2 protein-coding genes are annotated in these 24,612 nt (G+C 50.6%); both read right to left on the bottom strand.

Annotation, left to right across the window (positions count from 1 at the left end):
• Window positions 1-38: 38 nt before the first annotated feature.
• On the bottom strand, window positions 39-10,262 hold the full coding sequence (locus tag ACRD7P_RS05950; protein WP_430906602.1) for an amino acid adenylation domain-containing protein: 10,224 nt from the start codon (window positions 10,260-10,262) through the stop codon (window positions 39-41).
• 9 nt (window positions 10,263-10,271) lie between these two features.
• The gene (locus ACRD7P_RS05945) at window positions 10,272-24,608 is read right to left on the bottom strand and encodes an amino acid adenylation domain-containing protein (RefSeq protein ID WP_430906601.1); all 14,337 of its coding nucleotides are present in this window, start codon (window positions 24,606-24,608) and stop codon (window positions 10,272-10,274) included.
• Window positions 24,609-24,612: the final 4 nt, after the last annotated feature.

Here is a 24,612-nt window from a genome sequence, read left to right as displayed (position 1 = left end):
TTGGCTAATTTGTTTTTTACTATTGAAGCCCTATTGGCTTAGTAAGTTAATTCAATCAATTCTTCCGAAGGGCCTTCGCCTTCCTTACCATTTGTGCCTTGCCCTCGGGCAAATGCTGCCTGACTGGCGATGGTCGCCCTGCTAAACAGGTCTGTGACTTTAAAGGTGTTGGGGAATTCGCTGTCAAGGGCTTTGAACAGTCTTATTGCCTTGAGCGAATTACCACCAGCTTCAAAGAAATTGTGGTGTATGCCTAGTTCATCGGCCCCGAGTACAGCTTTCCAGCAAGCCATCACACGCGCCTCTTCTTCATTGGTAGCGGCAGTTACTTCTTGCGCCACCTTGGCTTGTGGTGCTGGTAGGGCTGTCCGGTCAGTTTTGCCGTTGGTATTTCTGGGAAACACTTCCAATATCACCACATAGTCGGGGTGCATGTATACGGGCAGTTGTTGTTTGATGCGCTGCTGTGCAGCTTCCACCAACTCCTCGTCTGTGGCTTGTACATAAGCTACCAGCTTGGGGCCTTGATCAGGGCTATCCCACACGGCCACCAAAGCTTCGCCAATACCATCGTGAGCGGCCAGTGCCTTTTCGATCTCCCCCGGCTCGATCCTAAAGCCTCTTACTTTTACCTGATTGTCGATCCTGCCGAGGTATTCCAGCTGCCCGTCAGCCCTCCATTTACAAAGATCCCCCGTCTTGTACAGGCGGTTGCCCGGGCGGAAGAGATCTTCGCCAAAACGTTCCCTGGTCAGTGTCGGGCGGCCATGGTAGCCTCGTGCCACTCCCGCACCTGACAGGCATAGCTCTCCTGCCACCCCAGGAGGTGTAAGCTGCCCGTTTTCATCCATCAGGTAACAGTAAGTATTGGCAATTGGGTAGCCGATGGGAATCACATCGTCTGTTTGCACAAAGCGGTAGCAGGTGCTGTAGGTAGTATCTTCGCTGGGACCATAGAGGTTGCGTACTTCCATTTGCCCAAGGTCAAAATGCTCCTTAAAGTGGAATGGGATTGGTTCTCCTGCCATATTGAGCACGGCGATAGGCGACAGGTCAGCCCCTGCGGCAATGAGCTCACCCACTACCGATGGTACCGTGTTGACCAGCAGTGGTTCGGTTGCAGTTTGCAGCACTTCTATAATCTCAACCCCTGAACCTAGCACCTGTACTGGTTTACCTACGGTGAGCGGAAAGAACAATTCGAAGACGGAAAGGTCGAAACAGTAGGAAGTCACAGCTAGGGCCAATTGATAATCTGATTGGGCAAATTCTTGTCGACACCAATGCATAAAGGCGGTCACCTGACAATGCTCTATCTGTACGCCTTTGGGCTGTCCGGTGGACCCACTGGTATAGATCATATAGGCCAGGCCTTCGGGACTAGCCTTTTCTGGCAGGCTATCCGTAGTTTGGGTAGTAGCCCCCTCCAACAGTGTTTGCAAAGACAATACAGTCAGTTCAGCCGGAATGCCTCCCGATATCGCTGCCTGTTCCGCAACTAACAAAGTAAGGCCTGCATCTTCGGTCATAAAAGTGATTCGAGTCGCAGGGTAGGCAGGATCAATGGCGACATAAGCCGCCCCTGTCTTTAGAACCCCTAACAGCAAGGCTACCATTTTTTCATCCCGGTGACACAGTATACCGACCTTATCACCTGGTTGCACACCCATTTCATCGGTCAGGTAACGCGCTACCTGGTTGGCCAGCCTTTCCAATTCCCCATAGGTAAGCCACTTGCCCCGACATCCTATTGCCGGAGCGTCGGCGGTCAGGACTGCTTGCTCCGAGATTAAGCTATGTAGGGTACCCTGGTCGTAAGCAACCGCTTTGCCTGCCAGTGTATCTATCAAGTATCGTTCCTCTGCCTCGTCCAGCCATGGTACCTGGGCAATAGGGGACTCCGGCTGCTGTGTCATCCCCAGCAAAAGCCGTTCAAACCGTTCGCACATCGCATGGACGGTTTCGGGATCGAAAAGATCTGTATTGTACTCCAGCGTCAAGGCCAGTCCTACGGTAGTTTCGGCAAAGTTGAAGCTCAAGTCGTATTTGCTCAGCCCTATGTCCTGGTTATACGGCTTTACTTCAAGACCGCCCGCCGTAGTGGTACCCGCTGTCATGTCTACCATGTTTTGCAGCACTAATAGCACGTCGAACAACGGCTCCCGGCTCAGGTCTCGCCGAACGTTGAGGTGTTCAACCAACTCTTGAAAGGGTAGGTTTTGATTGTCGAGCGCACCAAGTGCTACTGTTTTGGCCTGGGACAGCAATGCCCCGAACCCTTGTGTACCATCGGGCTGCACCCGTAGTGGCAACGTATTGAGAAACAACCCTATTTGGTCTTTCAACAAAGGATGTTGCCTACCCGCCATGGGCGAGCCAATTACCATATCGCGTTGCCCACCAGTATACCGATAAAAGAAGGCGGACAATGCCGCGAGTAAGCCCATATATAGGCTTCCCCCTTCCTCTTTGACCAAATGCCGCAAGCCTGCGACAGCACTGTCATGGATCACTGCCTTGTAAACCGCCCCTTCGTAAGTCTTGATATTCGGCCTTGGGCGGTCGGTGGGCAGGTTCATCATCGGGAGTGGCCCGGCCATTTGGCTTAGCCAGTAGGCCTTTTCCTTATCACCTGTACCAGACGCCAGCAGATCGCGCTGCCAAACCGCAAAATCCGGGTACTGTATTTCCAGTGCAGGGAGGGCTACCGACTCGCCTTGGGCCAATCGCCCGTAAGCGGTCAGCCATGTTGTCAATAATACTTGCATTGACCACCCGTCGGATATCATATGTGACATGACCAGCAGTAAGAGCGCCTTGCCTGACTGAGGTTGCTTCACGAGAGAGACCCGCAGCAATGGACCGTTTTCCATGTCAAAAGCCCTCTGGGCCCTCTCTAGTACCAACTGATGGGTCGCCTCACTATCCAAGGATTCCCCAGACAATTCTACTTCTTCCCACACTTGTTGCCACCACGCTTCGCCCGGCTCTATGATTGCCTGACGCGGTTCACCGTCTTGCTCAACGAACACAGTACGCAGGCTATGATTCTGCTTGATAACGCTGGCGAGCGCTTGTCGCAACATCCCCTCGTCGGGCAACGCTGACAACTCAAATATCCCCGGCATATTATAAGCGGCCATATCGGTGCCTAGTTGCCACAATACCCACAAACGCTCCTGCCCAGGTGAAAGTGGGTAGTCAGCAGCTCCGGCAAGGCTCTTGATTGGTGGCAGGCTATCCACTCCCTCCTTTTCTAACAAGGACGCCTGTGCACGGATGGTCGGGTGCTCAAACACTTGCCTGACGGTAAGCTGCTGCTGTAGCCTGGCCTGTACCAGGTTGCCCAGCTTGATGGCTTTGATGGAGTGCCCGCCTAAATCAAAGAAGTCGTCAGTTACCCCTATTTGCTCACATGCCAATACATCTTGCCATACTGCTTGTAAAGCCTCTTCGAACCTACCCACTGGTGGTTCATAGCCTTTTCTGGTAACCATCGTCGCCATGGTACTCACCAAAGCACGCTTGTCTACCTTGCCATTGGGCGTAAGTGGAAAGGTTTCGATCTGCTGCATGTTTGCAGGAACCATGTACACTGGCAAAACCGTTGCTAGTTGCTGCTTGGCTTTTGTTTCGTCAAACTTTTCCCCTGTCACTACAAATGCCAACAAGGTTTGTTCTCCTGCTTGCTCACTGGCAACGACCACGGCTTTTTGTATACCCGGCAGCCTCAAGACTTGCGCTTCAACTTCACCCGGCTCTACCCGGAAACCTCGGATTTTCACCTGATCATCTATGCGGCCAAGGTATTCAATTTGTCTGTCAGGAAGCCAACGGCCAAGGTCTCCACTCGCGTACATCTTTTCACCAGGGTAAAACGGATCGTCCACAAACCGCTGTGAAGTCAATGCCATCTTGCCAAGGTAGCCTTTAGCCAAGTACTCGCCAGCAATAAAGATTTGCCCGGGCACACCTTCGGGCATCAGGTGGTACTGCTCGTCAAGTACGTATAGGCGTGCATTAGTGAGTGGGTAGCCTATGGTCGGTCGCTCGGTTATGTTGCCCATAGCCGCGGACAGCTTGGCGGCCGTGACCACATGCGTCTCGCTAGGACCGTAAAAGTTGTGCAAGCACACCGCAGGGTTGGCTTCCAAAAACTGCTTCAGCGGTGTGTTTACCAACAATTGCTCCCCGGTGCTAATCAAATGTTTGAGCTGGTGGCCCGACAAACCACTGTCACCATAAATTGAGAAGAAGGCATCCAATGCCGAAAACGGTACGGAAAATACTTCAATCCCTTCTTGCACTACATAGGTGGACAGTGCTTCAAAATCGGTACGTAGTTCATCAGTTGCTACGTATAAGGTACCGCCATTGCTGAGCACAAACCAGGCATCGTGCAAACTGGAATCAAAACCAAATGCGCTGTATTGTAACTGCCGCAAGCCACCCGCTATGCCTGAGTGATCTATGTCCCAGCGAATCAGATTATGAACAGTACGATGGGTTTGTGCAACGCCCTTGGGGGTGCCTGTAGAGCCAGAGGTGTAGATAATGTAAGAAAGGCTATCTGCCTCAATTTTAATGTCCGGGCTTTGATCAGCGAAGTCTTGCCACTCATGGCCCTCCACCATGCACAACCGGTTTTGCCATTCATGTGGCAGCGCTGCTTCACACGCTGCCTGGGTAAAGATGACCACGGGCTTTGCGTCATTTACAATGTAATCGATACGCTCGGCAGGCAGGGTCGGGTCTATCGGCAAATAGCAAGCCCCTGTTTTGAGTACGGCATTCATCGCGATGACACTCCACGCGGAACGATGCAACATCACGCCTACGCAAACGTCGGGACCAATATCATAGCTGGCCAGCAGATAGTTTGCCACTTGATTGGTCAGTGCCTCAAGCGCCTGATAGGTGTAGCGATCCTCTGCGCATACCAATGCCAGCTTGTCGGGGTTTTGACTAGCACAAGCTTCGAGGAGTACCGGTACATTTTCTCCATCGGGATAGCTGACAGGCTTTGGGTTATGTGCCAGCAAGGCTTTTCGTTGACTGTCGCTTAACAGCCTGAGGGATGCGATGGGGGTATCGGATGTTTCGATGGCTTGCTGTGCCAAACGCTCGAAGCAGCTACTTACTTGTGCCATTTGGGCATCGGTATAGGTAGCTTTGTCATACTCAAACCGCACCTCAATATCCTCTCCGGGCACTACGATTACAGTAAGTCCATAATGTGTTGCTTCTACCAGTCCCATGCCCACCACTTCGGGTAGTTGATCTGCCTGTTGGCTAATTTGCTGAAGCTGATCGGCTACTGGGTAGTTATCAAACACCATAATATGGTCGAACAGGACTTGCTTAGCCCCACGCATGGCTTGAATATCAGCCAGTGGAAAATGATGATATGGGGTAGCCTCGATGGCATCGCCTTGTAGCCGGGCTGCTACTCCCCACACCGTGTCTTCCTGGCCAATCTGCAGCCTTACAGGCAGAGTATTGATAAAAAGCCCTACCATTTGCTCCACACCGGGCAGTTCGGCAGGGCGGCCTGACACTACGCCCCCAAACAATATGTCCGTTTGCCGCACAAGCTTGTGCAATAGTACCCCCCACAATGCCTGGATGGTGGTGTTCAGGGTTACTTCTTGCTTTTGTGCCGAGGCTTTGAGTGCCGTGCTTACTACTTTGCCCAACCGCAAACGCTGGCTACCTTGTCCGTTTGCACCGGTCTCTTTGTGCATGCTCAAGGTGCTGGCTTCCCCAAAACCATTGAGGTAGGCATTCCAATACGCTTCCGCCGCCTTTCGGTCTACGGTATCCAGCCAATCGATGTAGGCTGCATAAGGTGCTACGGGCGACAAATTGCCCAAACTCGGCGTACCCTGCTGCCCATAGAGTGCAAACAAGTCGCCCAGCACAATACCCAGGCACCAGCCGTCCATGATTATATGGTGGTGGCTCCAGACAATCTCGTGCGTATCCTCGGCTATCTTGAGGATACCCAGTCGGGTAAGTGGCTCGCTATACAAATCAAAGCCTTGTTGGCGGTCAGTTTGTTTCCAGGCTTCTATGGCTGCTTGCTGATTCCCTTCGTCACTAAAGTCTTCTTGAATCACTGGCAAGGGCCGTTGCGCTGAGATGATTTGCAGGGTGGTGCCACTTGCTTGTCCCCATATACGTGCTTTGAGTACCGAATGCCGCTCACCTAACATTTGGAAGCATACGGTGAGGCGGGCTATGTCCAGTTTTCCCTGTAGTGTCATGCTCACTTGCTCAAAGTATGCCGCACTGTCGGGTGCCATCAAGGCATGAAACAGGATACCTTCCTGCATAGGGCTTAGTGGCATAACCTCCTCCAATGCTTCAGTTTCTCCAAGCTCGCTGGCTTGTTGCAAGGTGAGTGCTTTGTAGCGAAAATCTGTGGGTGTATAGATACGTCGCTGTTGACTTGCTGCCATATTGGCCAAAGCTTCCAACGAACCTTTGATCTGGTCCAAAAGCTGTTCCATATCCCGCTGCGTATGGTATAGCCTGTTGTAGGCCAACGCTAACCTTAGTCGCCCTTCTACTACCACCGCTGATACTTCCAATGCAAACTGTCGGGGGCCGTCTGGTGCTTGGATAGGCCCTACTGGCACATCGACAAGCTTAAATGCTCCGGTAGTTTGGGTGACCCCGTCAAAACTACCCAAGTAATTGAAAGATACTGGGTAACGCACTGCTTCAGGGGTGGCTGCTTCGCCCAGGTATCGCTCCATACCATAGCCCATGCCTTGAAACGGTACACGCCGCAGGCACTCCTTTACATGGATAAGTTGGTCTTGCAGGCCTGTTTGTCGGGTGAGGTATACTGGATAAATACTGGTAAACCACCCGACGGTACGGCTCAAATCAACCTCGGCAAAACTACCCCAGGTTTCCCTACCGTGCCCTTCGAGCATAATCGGCAGGCTTTGGGCTCCCACCCACACTGCAAGCACATCGCTTACCGCCGCCAATAGGAAGTCTTGCAAATCGGTGTTGAACGGCTTATTGAGCGGGCCACGCAATGCCTCGGTCATGTCTTGGTCAAACAAGACATGACAGTACGCTGCGTCTCGGACAAGGTCTGGTGCTGCCATTGCCTGTCCCGGCAACGCTGGCATGTCTTTTTCCTTTGCTACAGGCCAGTATTCTCGCGCCACTTCCTCAAACGTTGCTTGCCCTGCTTCTTCGTACAGTTTTTCCACCCAATCACGGTACGAAAAAGACTTGTTGGGGAGCACTCCATCCTTTAAGTCCGTTGCTTCGGGCATTTGCCAAAGCGTATGCAGGTCTTCTAATAGGATACGCCACGACACCCCATCGATAATCAGATGGTGGGCGATCAACAAAAGGTAGTCTTGCGTTGTAGACCGCACAGCGATTGCTTTTAACAACGGGCCTGATTGCAAGTTGAACGAAGCCTGTGCCTCGGTCACCAACTGCTCCAGGTCCTTTTGCTCGTCAGCCTCGCTCTGTAGGCTTGCCTCCAAAACTTCTGGTATGGCCTGCCCGTCGTGGATATACCCATAGGGGTAGTTGTCTTCCACATGGTAGGTAAACCGGAGCATATCGTGGTGCTGTGCCAACTGCGCGAATAGCTGCCTTAACCGGTCTATTGTAGGCAAGCTATCCACCGCGAGGGACATCACTTGGTTAAAATGATGCATATGAACACCATTGTGCACCACCAGGTGCCACTGCATGGGTGCTAACCGTGACCGGCCCGTCACCAATGCTTGTGAGGCCATGTTTTGCCGCCGCTCCATGATCTGCGCCAACCGGTCGATATAGGGGTCTTTGAGCAGTTGCTTTACTTGCAACTGGTAACCTGACGCAGCCAACCGACTCACTACTTGTATCGCTACGATCGAATCACCGCCTAAGTGAAAGAAGTTATCCGTAATGCCCACTTGCTCTTTTTGCAATACCGCTTGCCATACCTCTACGAGCAGCTTTTCCTCATCTGACTGAGGGGGTGTATATTGCCCGACCATGCCTCCGCCTTCCTCCAAACATGCCAATGCTTTCCGGTCTGCCTTGCCAGAAGGGGTCAGGGGCATCTCTGCTATATGCACCAATTGGTGCACTACCATATACGCTGGCAAATTTGCCTCCATATGGGCATGGAGATTTTCCTCCTGCCCTTGGCCAGCACCTACAAGGAATGCTACCAGCCTGTCCGGGCTAGCCTTCAATAATACCGCGCATGCATTGACTGCCTGGTGACGTAGCAGTACGCTTTCTATCTCGCCCAACTCTATGCGGAATCCACGCAGCTTGACTTGGTGGTCTGTCCTGCCCATGTAGGCGATTTCTCCATTGGGCAGCCACCGCCCCAAGTCACCAGTGCGGTAGGTTGTTTCCCGTAAGGGTAAAGCCCCAGCCACAAACTTATCTGCTGTAAGCTTGGGCTGGTTGACATAGCCATGCGCCAGCCCGATACCGGCAATATTGATCTCCCCAACAGCCCCGGCAGGCAACAACCGCCCGTTTTCATCGCATATGTGAAGCTTGATATTTTGTATCGGTTTGCCAATGGGCACTACCGATTGCCCCGGCTGGGCTTGGTGCCACGATACGTCTATAGAAGCCTCTGTGGGGCCATACAAGTTGTGCAACGGTACACTGGGAAACTTATCATAATGCTTATCTACCGTATCTGCTTTGAGTGCCTCGCCACTGGTCACGATGCTTCGGAGTGTTTTGGTTTGGCTTAACTGTTCCGTGTCAAGGTTTTCCAAAAAAGCCTGAAACATAGATGGCACAAAATGGAGGTTGGTGACGTGATGCCGCTCGATGGCCTCGCACAGCAACTGAGGGTCGTGGGCGGTGACCGTTTCGCAAGCCACAGCTCTTGCCCCAAAGGCGAGTGGCATGAACAATTCCCACACAGACACGTCAAACGTAGGAGTAGTCTTTTGTAACACTACGTCGTTTTGTCCATACCCCAGGGCTTGCCATTGCCAAGCGATCCTGTTTACCACACCCCGGTGCGCTACTGCCACGCCTTTGGGGGTGCCCGTGGAGCCGGAGGTATATATAATGCATGCTGTAGCATCAGGGCTGACCGGTTCGAGTTGGTTTTCTCCGCCTTGATGCTCCCATTCGTCCGAGTCCATATACAAGGTGGGAATCTCAGTATCAGAAAACACCTCGGAACTAGTGGCAATCATCGCCTTTGGCGTAACATCTTGCAGGATGAATTCGACTCTGGAGTCTGGAAAGCTTGTACCAATGGGTACGTATGCTGCGCCAGTCTTTAATACAGCCAGTAAGGCTACCCACAGCGGTACACCACGATCCAGCATGACTGCTACACGATCGTTGCGCCCAACCCCATAAGCCTCGCGCAAGTGACTGGCCAATTGATTGGCTGCATGGTCCAGGGCTTGATAGGTAAGTGACTGCCTGTCATCGGCTACGGCGGTTCTGCTCCCATTGCTTTTGACTTGCTCTTCAAACAATCCGTGTAACGTGGCTTTATCAGGGTAATCAACCCCAGTACGGTTCCACACATTGAGCTGTTGGAGTTTTTCTTCTTCAGACAACAACGGCCAGTCTACAATGGGTAGGTCGAGCCATTCCTTGAAACAGGCCAGTGCCTTGAGATAATGCCCAGCCCACTGCTGCATGTATACTTCGGGGAACTTGACGGCATCATATACCCACTCGAATACGGCTCCCTCCTCACCCAACAATGATAGCCCTAAAGCCGAAGCGCTCATGTCATGCTGCTGGTGCAACCGCTCGTCGAAGTAGGCTACTTGCCCTATTCCCTCCAAGCTGAAACCACGGCTTGCCAACAATGCCGCTAACTCCTCACGCTCGTACGCTGCATGTTGGTAGGCAGCTTTCCAACCTTCACTGCAAGCTTTGAGTATATGCCGCAATGTAGTGTCGCTATTGACCGAAAGCAGTAAATACACAGGTTGCTGCTCTTCTTTGCCCTTTTGAGGCGGTAAGCAAGTGACCCCGTCTACATCCCGGAAGTAATGATAGCGCAATGCCCTGAATACCGTAAGGTATACCATGGAGGAAGCCAAGTCACGCCCTTTTGCTACATGGCTCACCAGTGCTTTGGTAGTGGCTGGCACTTGGCCGGCAAGCCTGTCACTCCCCTCCTTATCACCTATGCCCAACGAATAGGTTGGTATGGTGATATCCTGGAGCTTAGACATCCAATAATCGTTGGCTGCTTTGTAGGCAATGCGTGTGTTTTGGCTTGTGGTATTCATAGCAGTTTATTAATCAAGGTCAAACTCTACAGACTCATTTTCTATGGCTTGCATGCCAGTAGGCGGCACTGCGGTATCTATGATGACATCGCCTAGCTTTTGGTCAGGGCTATCAGCTACCGCATGTAGCAGTTGGTCCCATTGTTCCAAATACAAAGCGATGGTGGAGGCTTGAAACACCTCGGTACTGAATTGCAGGCCTATGGTAAGCCCTTCGTCAGTTTCTATTACCTTAAAGATGAGATCGAACTTGCTGAAGCCCTCTGCTTGTGGCAATGGCTCAACTTGCAATGTTTCGCCAGACGCACCAACGCCCGCTGATCCCGTAAGCTTTTGGTATTCGACAAACACGTCGAACAGCGGGGTGCGCCCGTTATGGGTTTTGGTAGCACCTAAGTCTTGTGCCAACAAGTCAAATGGATACCCCTGGTGCGTATGAGCCTCCAACACGTTTTGCTTCACCGCTTGCATCAGTTGTCTAAAGGTAGTATGGCTATCAATCTGCTGCCGTAACGGGAGGGTATTTACGAAGAATCCTATAAGTCCTTCCAAGGCAGGGTGCTCCCTACCATCGACTGGTATGCCAAGCACCAGGTCGTTGTTACCTATGAGGCCGAGGTACCATGTGTAGATGCTGCTCAGCATTGTCATAAACATACTGGCACCTGCTGCCTGGGCTTGTTGCTGCAGCTTTTGATAGATTTCATCATCCACCGATAGTTTTAGCAATTGTCCTTGAAAAGACCGCTTATCGGGATGTGGAAAGTCTGTGGGCAAAGATTTGGGTGGCTTCCAGCCTTCGAAGCGGCTCAACCAGTATTGTTTTTCCTGCTCGCCTTGCTTATCCGGCATTTTTTTCGACTGCCAATGGCTGTAATCCGAATATTGTATTGCTAAAGGTGCAGGGAAAGGCTCCGCACCCCCCGCTATAGCATGATAGGCCTGCCACAGTTCCTTGATGAACACATTGAGTGACCAGCCATCGCTGATAATGTGGTGTATGCTGAAGGATAGTGTAAAACCGTCTTCGTTGGATTGCCAAAGGTTTACCTGCCACAACGACCCTGCCTGCAAATCAAATGGCAATGAAGCTAGTTTGTGTAAGTCCCCTTCTTCAAAGTCCGCATGATATACGAAAATGTTCTGTTGATTGCCAGAAGGTAATATTTCCTGTCTAGGCTCACCGTCTATTGCTACAAATCGTGTGCGTAAGGATTCATGCCTCGCCTCCATAGCTTTGACGGCCTTGCCCAAGCACTCGGGCTGCAAAGCCCCTTTGATACGATAGGCTCCAAACAGGTTGTACGCTGCCTGTCCATCGCCTTGGTGCCATTGCAACCAAAGCCTTTTTTGTCCATGCGACACAGGGTAGTGGATGTTCTTTGGGGCTTTGGGAAATGCTTCGTGGGCGTGTGGCCTGGCAGCATCGATCGTAGCAGCCATATCTTGTAGTACCGGGTGTAAAAATACCTCTTGCAATGGGAGGCTTACCCCTGTCTGGTTATGGAGTTTTGCCAATAGTTCGCTGGCTTTCATGGAGTGTCCACCAGCCTCGAAAAAGTGATTAAGCCTCCCCACTTTGGGTATTCCCAATATTGCTTCCCAAAGGGATGCCAGCATCTTCTCGGTGTCGGTTACGGGTGCCTCATATTCCCTGCCCATCGCCGAAGCAGTAGGCTTTGGCAACCGGGCTCGATCGATCTTGCCGTTTTGGTTGCGGGGGAATTGCTCCAATTGGACCAACGCATCGGGAATCATGAAAGCGGGTAGCTTATGTGCCAGGTGTTTTTTGATCACTTCGGGCGTTGGCATACCTGCTCCTTCCAAGTACGCGACTAAAGCTTTGTCTCCAGATGGGTTTTCGGATACCGTGATGAGTGCCTCTTTGATATTTTCGATGGTCATCAGGTTGGTTTCTATCTCGCCCATCTCTATGCGGAACCCCCTGATCTTCACCTGCTGGTCTTTTCTGCCCAGAAATTCCAGGTTGCCATCAGGCATCCAGCGGGCGAGGTCGCCGGTACAGTATACCCTGCCCTGCCCCCCAAAAGGGTCAGGCATGAAGACTGCTTTGTTGAGCACAGTCCTGCCTCGATAGCCTTTGGCCACACCTGCGCCTCCCAACCATAACTCTCCTACAGCACCACGGGGTACTAATTGGCCTCTTTCATCGCATAAGTAGGCTTTAGTGTTTGCGATGGGTTTGCCAATCGGTATGTTTTGATGCTCGCTCGAAAAAAGGTAGCACGTGCTGTAAGTGGTGTCCTCGGAAGGCCCATATAGATTGCGCGTCTGGATTGGGTGCCGCGACAGGGCCTGCTTGATTTGAAGCGGGATCGGCTCGCCTGCCATGTTGATTGCCGCCACTTTGTCGAGCGAGGCTCCGCTATCCAATAAATGACTGATCGCTGACGGTACAGTGTTAATAAGCGATCGCTGTGTTTTCTCTACCCATGTAGGCAATTCCAGCGCATTCTCCAGCAGCCTTACCGGCCTGCCACGGCTTATCGACACAAAGATTTCAAAGATAGAAAGGTCGAAGCAATAAGAAGTAACCGCAAGTACCGTTTCATCCGGGCAATGCTCAAATTCCACCAGTGCCCAATCTGTAAAGGCTGCTACGTTGCGGTGCATGATCTCCACTCCTTTGGGTTGGCCGGTAGAACCGGAGGTATATATGATGTAGGCGGTATCTTCAGGCTCGCATAACACTTGCGGGTTTTGAGTTGGTTCATCCAGCCAGAGCCTATTATCCGCCATCTGGCAAACTTTTGTTTCTTCTCTTACCCATTCAGGCAGGTTACTGCCTTCCAGGTTGGTCAGTACACAGGTTGCGCCTGCGTCCTGAAACATAAACTTTGCACGTTCGTCAGGATAGGCCAAGTCTATGGGCACATAGGCTGCCCCACTCTTCAATACTGCCAACAGTGCGATGGGCATATCAATAGACCGGCTACACAGCACGGCCACATTATGGCCTCTGCCCACCTTATAGTTTGTCATAAGGTAGTGCGCCAATTGGTTAGCCTGCTCATTCAACTCACCATAGGTAATCGATTCCTTCCCAGCCATAAAGGCTGTTTTGGCAAGTGCACTTTCGGCCATTTGCTCGGTATGCCCATACATGGGACGTGCCGCATCATAAGGCATTGCAGGCGGATTGAGGCCGTTGATTAGTTTATTGACTTCCTGCTCGCCTATGAGGTTAAGTTTACCAATGGACTGGGCGGTGTCAAGCGGTATTTTCTGAAGTAAACTGGCCAATACTTCGACCATTCGCATCATGGTGGTTTTGTTAAACAACGCATCGTTGTACTCCAATGCGATCACTAGTCCCTCGCCTTCTTCTGCAAAGGCAAAGGTAAGGTCGTATTTTGCCTGCCCTGTTTCCAGGTTCCATGGTGTGGTATCAACACCGGACAAGCCTGAGTTGTGTCTTTTTTCAAAGTCGTTGTAAAGTACGAGCACATCAAACATTGGCGAGCGGCTCAAATCCCTTTCCAGACTTAGTTCCTCCACCAGGGCATCAAAAGGGTATACCTGATGGGTATAGGCCTCTACCATTAAGTTTCTGACCTTGTCCAAGACTTGCTCAAAGCTGTCGTTGTGATTTATTTGGTAGCGCAGCGCCAGTGTATTGGCATAGAAGCCTATCTGATCTTCCAGCCATGGGTGTTGTCTGCCGGCGATAGGCGTACCCACTACCATATCGTCTTGCCCGGTGTACTTGCTGAGTAGCACATATACGGCAGACAACACTACCATAAACATGCTAGACTCCTTTTCGCTTGCCAATGACCTGAGCAATTTTGTGGCAGAGGCGTCCAGTACATGTTTATGTATGCGTCCCTGGTAGGTTTTTATTGCTGGGCGGGGCTTGTCAACAGGTAGTTGCATCACCGTTTGGTTACCGGCATGCATCGTGTACCAAAATTGGCGATGACCTGCCAGCGCTTCACCCGACAGTTGTGCTTGCTGCCAGGCCGTATAGTCTTTGTATTGTATAGGAAGGCTATCTACCCCGTCCCATTGCTTCCCTTCAATGCATGCCGCGTAAGCCTGTACCAAGTCTTGCCGCAGCACTTGTACCGACCAGCCATCGGCAATTATATGGTGTAATGCTATGCACAATAGCCATCGTTTATCGCCCAACCCGAATAAGGCCGCACGGCATAATGGGGCCCCTTCCAAATTAAAAGGGGTATTAACATAGGCAGTTGCTTGCTGCTCTATAGCACCCGCTTCGAGGCCTTCGTGGTGTGCATTGAAGTACTCCAGCGCTGGAAAATCTTGCTCAGGCAACACCCGTTGCCATGGCGCTCCTTCTTTTTCTTCAAACACGGTACGCAGGCTTTCGTGCTTTTGCCCTAAGCAATACCAAGCGTCTTTGAGTGCGTCGGTATCTAACTCGCCAGTCAGGTATACGCCCCATGGAATGAGGTAAGCCTGCTTGGCCTGCTCCTCAAGCTTGTCCAATAGCCAAAGCCTCTTTTGTGCATGCGACACCGGGTACAACGTCGCTGCCGGGACCTGTGCTATCGGGATAAATGCTCCTTCGGTATCCATTTCGTCCAATTTGGCGGCTAGTTCCCGCAACACGGGGTAAGTAAATAGGTCCCTAATGGGCAAACGCATACCGCTACGCTGGTAGTAGCGCTCCGCTATCCGGGTAGCCGACAGCGAGTTGCCGCCAATGTGGAAGAAATTGTCTTCAGCACCCACACTTTCTTTTCCCAGCACGTCCGACCATAGCCCTGCCAACAACGATTCTGTAGGCGTAACGGGTGCTACATAACTTTCCTCTGGCCTTGCATCCATTGAGGTTGCGGCTAGTGCCTTTCGATCTACCTTGCCGTTGGCGGTTAGTGGCATTGCCTCAAGTACGGTGATTGCAGCAGGAATCATATAGGAGGGCAACTGCTTGGCCAACCCGTCCCTGATGGTCATGGTAGTGATGGGCTGTCTGGACTGCACCCATGCAGCCAGAGAGGCCTGCTTACCGTGTGATTGTAGCAGCACTACTGCATCCTCCACACTAGCAAGGTTGCGGATGGCCGCCTCCACTTCACCCGCTTCGATGCGGTATCCATTGATTTTGACCTGATTGTCAGCCCTGCCCAAAAAGGCGACTTCCCCTTGCGCAGTAGCCTTGGTCAAATCTCCGGTACGGTATACTTTTTCCGGCAAAGCACCTAACCGCACAAAACGTTCCTCGGTCAATGCATCGCGGCCATGATAACCTTCGGCAAGGACTATTCCTCCGATACATAGTTCGCCAGACATCCCCATGGGCAACAACTGCCCCCACTGGTCTACCACATAGGCGTTGGTGTTGGGCATTGGGACTCCGATACTGTCGAGATCCTGTTCACTTCGCACATTTTTCACTATACAGCCTACGGTGGCCTCTGTGGGGCCGTACTCATTATAAACCTCCGCCTGGGGGGCGATCATTTGTAAAGCTTTGTATTGTGCTACGGTAAATACATCGCCGCCGACAATCACTGTTTTTACCAGGCTACCCTTCATACCTGTATCAGCCAATATGGTTATGTGTGCAGGCGTGAGTTTTACCATTCGTACAGGGCTTACTGATGCCATAATGTGTGGCAACTCTTCGCTGGCCTCACCTGTATAGATATGTAAGGTATCTCCTCTCAATATCGTACCCAATAGTGCTGTTATGGTAAGGTCAAACGCCAGGGAGGTAAACAGGGCACCGGGCACATCACTACTTTGCTGATTTACGTAAGTTTCGTTGGCAGATATCCAATAGTTGTGCAAGCTTCGATGCGTAATCCTAACGCCTTTGGGCTTGCCAGTAGAGCCCGAGGTATATATTAAGTAAGCTAACCTTGTGGGTTGGTATGCTAATGCGGTCGTTTCAAGGCCTGATTGACTTGACAACGTTGCTGTTCGGATGATGTCTGCGTCTGTAATTTCCGACAAATCGTTGGAGATGATATACCTGGCACCAGCATCTGAGATCATTAACTGTATGCGTTCTTTTGGTGTGTCTGCATCGATGGGCAAGAAAGCTGCACCGGCCTTCATCACTGCGAAAATACTAACAACAGCCGCGATACTTCTAGGCATGGCCACTGCCACCACGTCACCTTCCTCAACACCCAGCTTGTGTACTAGATAAGCAGCCCACTGCGCTGATGTACTGTCCAACTTCCCGAAGCCGACCACTTCCTGACCATTGACCAGGGCTTGTTTTTCCGGGTACTTTGTGGCGGCTTGTTTCAAAGCCTCCTGCCAATTGTTTTGTGAATCACGCGGTCGGCCTGGTCCTTCCCATACCGATAATGGTACCCCTCCCTCAGTAATCCATGCAATATTTTCAAGTTGCTGGTTCTCTTCAGCCACAAGCTGTTCCAGTATCATTAGGTAGGCTTGTTGCAGCATCTCTAGTTCATGACTGTCGTAGAGCCCTTCGAGTACAACAAATTGTAGTAGGTGTTTGCTGTCCATTTTGTAGGCCACAAAGTCAAACAGCGTATTGTTAAGCGTATAGCTCTCTGGGTCTTGGCCACCACTTTCGAATAGCCCCTTTATCTGCCCAGTCACATGAAAATCCAGGTAAGTAAACAGGGTATCAAACAATGGGTTTTGCCCATGAGTCTCTTCCCCGGCAATACCTGCTATTTGTGCGAGACTCAGTTGGTCGTAACCCTTGAGCTCATTTGATTTCGCATTGATTTCCTGCAAGAAATCGGCTACTGTATCGGCTTTCCCATCGTTCCTGAAGGTCACCGAATTGAGGAAGCAGCCAAGGATTTTGTCGCCATCGGCTATTGGCGGACGGCCATGACTCAATATCCCAACAGCCACTTCGCGTCGGTTGACACTTCGCTGCATAAACAGTACAAATGCTGCAAACAGCAGGTTTTTGACACTGATATCCTTTTGTTGTGCGCACTCGTCTATCTGGCGGGTCAAATCTGCCGGTAGCTCCCACTGTATCGTGTGTTTTTGAAACTGTGTAGGGAGCTTTCGCACCTGCTTCTGCAATGGCAGAGGGGTACGCTCGTAGTTTTCCAACTCAACGGTCCACCACTGGCGTACGCTTTCGTCTTGTTGTATGCGTAACTGGGCTGCCACATAGTCTTTGTAGCTTGCCTTCAAGGGCGGCAAACCGTCTGTATCTCCTTTGGCCAAACGAGCTTGTACCATCGCCAGTTCGGTGACCAGCGACGCATTGCTCCAGCCATCTATTATGGCATGGTGCATGGCTTTCAACAACACATAGGAGTCTTGGCCTGTCTGGAATACACAAAGTCTCCATAGGCCTGCTTCGCGCTCGTCGAACGGTTTTTGGCGGTCCGCCTGGGCAAATGCCTGCATCGTTGCTTGCTGTTGCTCTTCGTTTTGGCCTTGCAAGTCTTGAATAGGTATGCTTATGTCCACCATTGTTGGCGTATGCACTACTTGCATGGGCTGCGCAAAACCATCAAGGTAAAAGCTGGAACGGAGTATTTCATGACGTGACACGAGAATCTGAAAAGCCTTGATTAGCTGTGTGAGTTTAAAGTTTTCGTCCTTGAAGCTGTAGAAAAATTGGTCATGGTACATCGCTGCCTCTGGGTAGAGTCGCATATGAAAAAACATGCCTTGTACAATATCGGCCATAGGGTACACATCTTCCCATCCTTGTGGCAATCGTTTGGCATATTGGCTATTGTCCAATATCGCCACTTTGTTATCGGTTAGTTTTTGTAGCCAGGCTTCATGATGGTTATCATTGGTTTGTGCCTCGCCCAAGTATGCTGCTTGTTGCTCGATGGTGGGGTGCTGGAATATCGCCTTGATTTCCAATTCCTGGCCAAATGCCTCTTTGATGGCACCGGCAAGCCTAATGACCTTGATGGAGTCGCCCCCCAGCACAAAGTAATTGTCGCGAATGCCGATGTCCTGTACCCCTAATTGCCGTTCCCAAACCTTCACCAGGCGTTTCTCTATTTCATTGCGCGGGCCTACATAGTCTTTCGTCCCACGTAGCTCCCCTTCTATCTGGGATAGGGCTTTGGTATCTAGCTTGCCGTTGCTGGTATAGGGCAGTGCTTCTATTCGTACGAATCGGGCTGGGAGCATATACGGTGGAAGCGTGGCCTCCATTCCTGCTTTCAACGTATTGGCATTGAGTGCAGCCTCCCCGGTCACATAGGCAATTAGTGTCTTATCTCCCTGATCGTCTGTCTGCACCAAAGTAGCCGCACTTGTCACGCCATCCAACTGTAGCATGGCATCTGTTATCTCGCCCAATTCGATACGGTATCCCCGCACCTTTACTTGTTGGTCTTTGCGCCCCATGTACACCAACTCGCCAAGTTCGTTCATCATAGCAAGGTCGCCACTTAGGTAAAGCCTTTCGCCCGGCCGGTAGGGGTCTTGTACAAACCGCTCGGCAGTGAGCATTTGACGGTTGAGATAGCCACGCGCCAAACCAGCACCGCCAATAACTATTTCACCCACTGCTCCTTGTGCCACCAACTGCCTGTTGTCTCCCAACAAGCAAATGCGCAGATTGGGCAGTACGCGCCCAATATTGGAAATACCCTCCGATATCTCCCTTGTACCAATCTCTTTATAAGTTACGTGGACTGTGGTTTCGGTAATGCCGTACATGTTGACCAACCTGGTGTCGGGGTATTGAGCGTGAAAACCCGAAAGCATAGAGGGCTGTAGTGCTTCCCCGCCAAATATGACATAGCGAAGGGCTAATGCCGGATGACTATCACTGGCTGTTATAGCGCCCCATAGTTGACCAAATATAGTCGGCACCTGGTTCAGCACTGTGACCCGGTATTGCACCAGGGCATCCATCAGTGCTGTCGGATTTTGGGTAGTTGATTTAGGCAAAACCACTAACTTGCCTCCCCGCAATAGCGGCCCCCAAAGTTCCCATACAGAAAAGTCGAAACTGATCGAGTGAAACAGTGTCCATACATCCTCGGAGCCAAAGTCGAAGTCGAAGCCTTCACAAAATAATAGACGTGACACCTGGCGGTGTTCTACTTCCACGCCTTTTGGCTTGCCTGTAGAGCCTGAGGTATAAATGATATAGGCCAAATTGTCTGGGGCTACCGTCACCTCCAATGCACTATCAGGATAGTGCCCCCATTCAGTTTCCTTAAGGATTAACCATTGCTGACTGCTTATGGACAAATCATTGAGGGTGCTTTTGCAATCGGTAATGACCAATGTTGGCTGTGCATCGTTGAGGATGAAGTCAATCCTTGCGGATGGTAAAGAAGGGTCTATCGGTAGGTATGCACCGCCGCTTTTCAATACTGCCAGTATGGCCACGACCATATCAGCCCCACGTTCAAATAATATCCCCACTGGCTTTTCAGCTCCTACTCCCCTTTCTCGTAACAAATGTGCCAGTCTGTTAGACTGTTGGTCTAGTGCACGATAGGTGATCTCCTCATCACCAAAGGCTAATGCTATCCGGCTATCATGCGCCATCACAGCTGTATGAAAGTGGCTGAGCAGGGTAGCCTCCTGGTCCCAAGCCTTCTCCGTACGGTCATGTAAAGATAATAGTCGCGTGATTTCATCATCGCCCAATAAATTCCTGGATGTAAGCCCCTCATCGGGATTGTGGGCAAGTGTTTCCATAAACCGCAGGAAACAATCCCCTAATTGCTTGATTTCTTCTTCCTTGAATAGGTTTGAGTCATAATTAAAAGACAAAAAGGCTTGTTCTCCTTGCCGTGCCACCGCAATATCCAGGTGGGTATTGGTGATGGCCGTACCGTCAACAATTGAACCAGCTTTGTCACGTTGCCCCTCTTTATGCTCATTCTCCTGCAATACATGAAAATCGAGATAGCTGAATAGGATATCAAAGATTGGGTTGCCAAGGTGCTTACTTTCTTTGACCAGCTTTTGGATTTGCAACAGGGGTAGTTTATCGTAGCTCTTCAGTGTGACAATATGTTCGCCAATGGATTTTACCCATTGGCCCACACTGTCAAAACTGGCTGCGACCCTCACGGGTACCGAATTGAGAAAGCACCCCATCATACGTTCTGCCTCAGGCAGTTCAGGCCGGCCGTGCGACATCATACCGATCACTAGGTCATGGTGCCCGGTGTAGTGGTAAAGTGTGGCAAGGGTAGCAGCCAGGGAGGCTTGCTTGAAGGTAAAACCGAGTTCTTTGCCTAGTTGCGTAACCGTGTCTATGGTTTGCTGTGGCATCGGAAAGCCATATCCTCGCTTTTGCTGCGTCAACTCAGGGTTTGGCCTTTTGTGAAAAGGTAAGGGCATCCGTTCAAAACCTTCAAAATGGGTAGCCCACCACTGCTGTACGAAAGGTGCTTGCTGATAACGCCACTGATCCAGCACGTAATCACGATAGCTTACTGGCAGCGGTAAGGGCTTATAGTCTGGCGTGGATTCAAGTGCTAAATAGTTTTTCCACAGCTCCGCCATCAGGGTGGCATCGCTCCACCCATCCATGATCGCGTGGTGAAACGTCAATAATATTGAGTATTGGTTATTTCCTAAGGCAAAAACTCCTGTGCGCAACAGCCCAGGCTTGTCTATTTCAAAACCTTTCCGATGGTCTTCTTTCATATAACTGGTCAATGCCTCTTTTTGGCTTTGCTCTGTCAGCGTTTCCAGTAACTCAAACGTCAGGTTGACTTCCAAATCTTCCATACTATGCACTACCTGCAATGGTTCTTCAAAAGCCTGCAGGTGAAAACTGGTACGGAATATGGCATGACGGGCCAACAGCATGCGATAGGCTGATTTGAATCGACTGATGTCAAAATTGGCCATCTCCCAATGGTGAAACTGCTGAACATGATAGGTACCTCCGCCGGGGTTATACAGGGTATAAAACAACATCCCTGACTGTATATCACTTATCGGATAGTAGTCTTCAGCACTACTGAGCAAGTCGTAATCACTCCCTTCCCCTTTGTTGAGGTTGCTTTTCCAGCTTTGCAGCCACTGCTCGGCATCCGCTCGGCCCGGCAGGCCTGTATCGACTGGCGGTGCATCCATGAACCCTGCAAATGCTGACAAGGTCTGTTGTGAGAATAAATCTTTCACTTCCAGCTCCCTGTCGGTCGCCCGGTTTAATGCCGCGATTACCCGAATGGCTTTGATCGAATCCCCACCCAATGAAAAGAAGTTGTCTCCTCTCATGACATTTTGGACAGATAGCTCATCTTCCCATATTCCTGCAACTAGTTGTTCTGTTGCACTAGCAGGCGGCTTACTTAGTGCCGTTTTGTGTTCGCCCCCCTTCTCTGGTTTCGGAAGGGCTTTTTTGTCTACCTTGCCATTTGGGTTCAAGGGCATTGCTTCAAGTGACATTAGGCTTACGGGAATCATATATTCAGGCAGTTGCCCTTGCAAATACTTCCTCATTGCCTGTTCACTCACCGCTTTCTCTCCACTATAATATCCCCATAGCTCCCGACTGTTTCCAACTTCACTGACCACGACGACGGCCTGGCTTACGACTGGGTGCAGGGATATCTGGTGGGCAATCTCATCTGGTTCAATGCGGAAGCCCCTAATTTTGACTTGTTGGTCTACCCTGCCTATAAATTCAATATTGCCGTCTTGCAACATCGATACGAGGTCGCCAGTGCAGTACACTTTTCGACCGGGATCGAATGGATCCGGAAGGAATCGCTCCTTGGTTCCTTCGTCATTGGCCCAATAACCCGCAGCCAAACCATCGCCTCCTACCCAGAGTTCGCCGACTAAGCCCTTGGGTTGCAATTGCCCTTGGGAGTCCACCACGTACATGGTGGAATTTGCGATGGGCTTGCCTATGGGCAAATTACCATGCTCAATATTCACCGAATCCACTGGGTACCAAGTAGAGAAGGTGGTGTTTTCGGTAGGACCATACACATGCGTCAATATACCCGGTCCGTAGGCTTTAAAAAATTTGTCTATTTGCGACAAGCTGGCACGCTCCCCGCCAAAAAGTATTTTCCTCAACCCGCCAAGACTTTCCAACTGGGTATCTACCAAGGTATTGAACAAGGCTGTGGTCGTAAAAAACAACGTCACCCCTGCTTCAACAGCCCGTTGCATAAGCTTGGGCAGTTCCAACACCTCTTCTTTGGAGGGCATCACCAGTGCCGCTCCATTGAGCAAGGCACCATAAATATCAAAGGTGGAACCATCGAAGGCATAACTAGAAAGTGCCAACAACCGATCATCGGGGTTGATCTCTACATAGTTGGTATTATTCACCAGCCTTGTTACGCCGCGATGCTTCGCTACCACGCCTTTTGGGTTACCCGTAGAGCCAGAGGTGTACATAATATAGCATGGATCGTCTCCTGTGACACTTACCTCTGGGTTATTGGCGGGGGTCTCTAGTGTGGCTTGTTGTAAGTCAAACTTATATAGTGTGCCGTCGAAGTAATCAAAATCAAACTTGTAGTCTGATACTGTCAGAATCACTATGGGGGCAACTGCCTCCATAATATGCCTGATACGTTTTTCTGGGTGGGCCGGGTCGAGTGGAACATATAGCGCCCCAGCCTTCAACACAGCCAACATGCCGATGATCATTTCAGGTGATCTGTCTAGTAGCAAAGCCACCCGATCGCCTTTTTTGACACCTAGTTTCTCTATCAGGTAAAAAGCCAACTTATTGGCCTCTTGATGGACTTCTGTATACGTCCATTTTCTCTTTTCAATAATCGCAATATGGTCTGGATACTTTGCTGCTTGCGCTTCAAATAGCTCCGCAATAGAAGCATCCGCCGGATAGTCATTGCTTACATTATTGACGAGCAATTGTTTTGCGGTCTCTTCGGGGGATTCCAGGGGAAGCAGCGTGATGGGTGTATCCGGTTGGCCGGTGAGTTCTGTGGCAAAGTATTCAAACCTGTCTACCATTTGTCTGATAGTAGCTTCTTCAAACAGGCTCGTGCTGTACTCTACTAACAAACTCAGCCCCTCGGTCTCTTCTTTGAAAATAAAGGTGATATCGTACTTGGCAACCTTTCCTGATAAAGGATACGGAGTGATCGACAACCCGCTCATTATCAGGGTATTGTCTGCCTGGTAGTTTTGAAGGTTGAGCACTACCTGAAACACCGGGCTATATCCCGTATTTCTTTTTACCTCGAGGGTTTCCAGCATTTTTTGGAAGGGTACATCTTGGTTTTGCAATGCCTCAAGGCTTATGGCTTTTACATTTTGTAAATGCTGTTTGAATGACGGGTCTCCTTCAAAGTCTGTTTTGAGTGGGAGCATATTGACGAAAAACCCCATGATGCCTTCTGTTTCAGCTGGCATGCGATTGGCTGCCGAGCTGCCGACTACCACTTGGGCTTGCCCCGAATACCGGTGCAAAAAGGCAGAAAGCGCCGCTTGTAAGCCCATGTATAAGGTAGTTTGTGTGGCAGTGCTTTGCGCTTTGATAGCGGTCGTCAAATCAGCCCCCCAGGTAATGCTGACACTCCCTCCCTGATAGCTTCGCTTGATGGACCTTTGCTTATCGGCAGGCAATTGTAATACGGCCGGGGCATCGGCCAGGTGGTTTTCCCAAAACTGTAATTTGTGTTTAAATGCTGCTGTTTGTATGTACTTGCGCTGCCACAAGGCATAGTCTGAATACTGATATGGAACAGGAGGCAATTGGGCAGGCTTGCCTGTCACCTCCCCATCGTATAACGTGCTGAACTCGTGTTGCAAGATGGCTATGGTGCCATAGTCCGCTATAATGTGGTGCATCACCATCAAAAACACGTGCTCTTCCTCCGCCAACTTAATACATGCAGCCCGCATCAATGGCAGCTTTTCGAGTACAAATGGCTCAGTTGTGTATGTCTCAATTTCCTGATCCAGGGCTTGTTGTTGCGCAGCACCTTTCAGTTGGCTCAGGTCTTCAAAGGCGATATTGGTGATCGGCTTTTCATGTACTTGCTGCACCCCCTGTCCATCGTCGTTTTGATGAAAGGTGACCCTCAATGCTTCATGGCGTTGTGCTACGGCTGCTAATGCTTTTTGTGCAGCCTGTAGGTCAAAATGCCCTTTAAGACGAATGGCTGTTGGAATGTTGTAGAGAGGGTTTTGCCCTTCCAGCCGCCCTACTACCCACAGCTGTTCCTGATTATCGGATAAAGGCAATAAGCCTGCTTGTTCGTTTTTCTCAAATACAGGCATTTGCCCCTGCCCATCGGATATTTGATGCAGACTATCGATGATCGCCTGCTTGTTTTGCTGGATACTTTTGGCTATTTCTGCAGTCATTACGCCTTTGGGGGCGTCTACCATTAACTTACCGCTTTCCACTGCTACCCTGATCCCTAGCGATTTTAGCTCTAACAAGAAGCTGATTGTCTTTTCCATAGTT

This window comes from Maribacter sp. 2-571, from assembly GCF_050589625.1.
In the GTDB taxonomy this organism is placed as follows: Bacteria; Bacteroidota; Bacteroidia; order Flavobacteriales; family Flavobacteriaceae; genus Pelagihabitans.
Note: the sequence above shows the minus strand (reverse complement) of the source record. Positions and strands in the feature narration are given on the sequence as shown.